The organism is Vagococcus sp. WN89Y, assembly GCF_052220145.1.
Lineage (GTDB): Bacteria > Pseudomonadota > Gammaproteobacteria > Enterobacterales > Enterobacteriaceae > Kosakonia.
Genome location: NZ_JBQPOM010000045.1, coordinates 1 through 2,014, shown reverse-complemented (window position 1 = coordinate 2,014; position 2,014 = coordinate 1). Strand labels below are relative to the sequence as shown.

The window sequence follows — 2,014 nt, the reverse complement described above, 5'->3', positions numbered from 1 at the left end:
GATCAACAACCTGTTTGACAGCTTCAATTTTAAACTCTTCAGGATAACGCTTACTGCTCATGTGCACCTCTCATTAAGCCATTTTAAATGACTCTGAGGTGTCTGTTAAACCCGTGGCGATTCAAAATAGCCGCCGACAAAAAAATTTTCGACTTCCGAGGCATATCGCCAGAAGATGCGATTAAATTAATCCAGGCAGCGGATGTAATCAGCATAACAGATACTAAGTCTGTAGGAATTTCGGACGCGGGTTCAACTCCCGCCATCCACAAATAAAACAAGGGGTTACGTGAAAGCGTAGCCCCTTTTTCTTGTCCATGTCCACTTTGCGTCCACCCGGTAAAACTTTATGCCTTATGGACACTATGTTGATTGCACACCATGCCGAGGAAAACAAAAGGGCTACGTTTTCACGTAACCCCTCTGTTGGTTCTTCGGGTTGTTAGTTTCTAAGCTTCGCCTTTCACTATGTCCATCACCCAGGCAACCAGATAGGCAAGCACAAGAAAACCGACGAACCCGGCCAGCTTCATTCCCCACCCATCCAGAACGAAGAGACTACCAAACGCAGCGAAAGAACAAAGGCAAGTAGACAGGGCCTCGATCATATTTGCAGACTGGAACCCTATGAATTTGCAAAATTTAACGAGCGAGGATTTTGCAGATTTCATTTTCAATACCTTTGCATTGTATCGGGTGACTGTTAATGTACATCAGGTATGGCTCCAGTTCTCTTTCAGCAAGAAAATAAACCATATCTAAATTCATGGGTGACACTTTAAAATACGTTTGTGGATACTTCACTTTCATCCTTCTGGATGCCCTGGCCGCTTCTTCTATCATTCCCTGAATCATGACAATGTTGAAAGTTACCGCTGAAGCGACGCGTGTTACACGGCTCATAACTTTACTCATTTTCACGCGGCTGATTATCCTGTCTGCTATCACTTTAGTGATGGCTGCCTGAACACCTACACGACTTCCCAGCTTCGCATCCGAATAATTCAGCTTGCTATTAATTGCACTTTTACCTTTGTCATCCAGCTTATTATAAAAATCAGTAATAACAGTAGTCACAAGCCGCCTGATCGGCCCTTCGTTAGTGGCTAAGCTTTTAAGCACCCGAAAAAAACGTTCATTTTCTAATTCATTACGCGCTTTTAATTGGCGATCGATAAGGCCAGTACTTTCATACGTCCTGACAGCGGATAAATATAACCCCTCAGGGATCGAGGCAAGGCCGTCAACAATGCCTAAAGCGATTAGTTTTGCATCCATACAATCCATCTTATGAAATAGGCGATGTAGAAAGTCTAATCAAAACATAATTCTCCTGTTAAGCTCAAGCCCTTCGCTTTAGAAGGGATACGGTCAATTACAAACGAATATTTTTCAGTTTAAATAAAATCCTCAATACGGCTGCAACCCCTGCTGATTCTGGCTTTATGCGCGACATGGCAACTTGTCTTACCCTCCTTGCTAAAAACACTAACGCAGCGAAAAGCAAGAATAAGTATTATAAAACATGCAGTTAAAATTAAAGCCGATCCTTTTTGGATCTTCAAAAATGAAAAATACTGAAATTCTCTTCAATCTTTTCAGTTTACGTTTTACCGCAGGCCGCCAGCAATGGCGCGGGCTGGCGGTCTGGTTTGAAGAAAAACAAAACTGAAAAATTTTTTCGATCCAAAAACCGCAGGCGGGTGCGGTGTAGTGCCGTTTTTGTCTGCGACACATTTATTTTGTCCGTGCGTGGCTGCGCCAGTTAAACGAGGCGAGTGCGATCGGTTTTATGTGTTGCGTATGAGGAATGACGGTGAAATACACGCAGAGAGCTTTTGAGCGCGTCTGATGATAGGTATAAAAAGACCCGCATTCTGCGTAATGCCGTTCACTTAAGCGGAGCGGTACTGCGTTTCACCGGATAACGGGTTTTTGACATCTTAACCGCCCTCGGCCTTGATGGTCGGGGGCGTTTTGTTATAAACACTGCTTCCAGATTTCCCCGCAGATG

The 2,014-nt window shown here is 43.8% G+C and carries 2 protein-coding genes; one reads left to right on the top strand and one right to left on the bottom strand.

Going from position 1 to position 2,014, the window contains the following annotated elements:
- Positions 1-642: 642 nt before the first annotated feature.
- On the bottom strand, positions 643-1,278 hold the full coding sequence (locus ACTU3N_RS14700) for a hypothetical protein (RefSeq protein WP_443086882.1): 636 nt from the start codon (positions 1,276-1,278) through the stop codon (positions 643-645).
- 247 nt (positions 1,279-1,525) lie between these two features.
- Between ACTU3N_RS14700 and ACTU3N_RS14695 the strand changes: the two genes are divergently transcribed.
- Positions 1,526-1,672, top strand: a complete 147-nt coding sequence (locus ACTU3N_RS14695; protein ID WP_443086881.1) for a hypothetical protein — start codon at positions 1,526-1,528, stop codon at positions 1,670-1,672.
- The last annotated feature ends 342 nt before the right edge of the window (positions 1,673-2,014 follow it).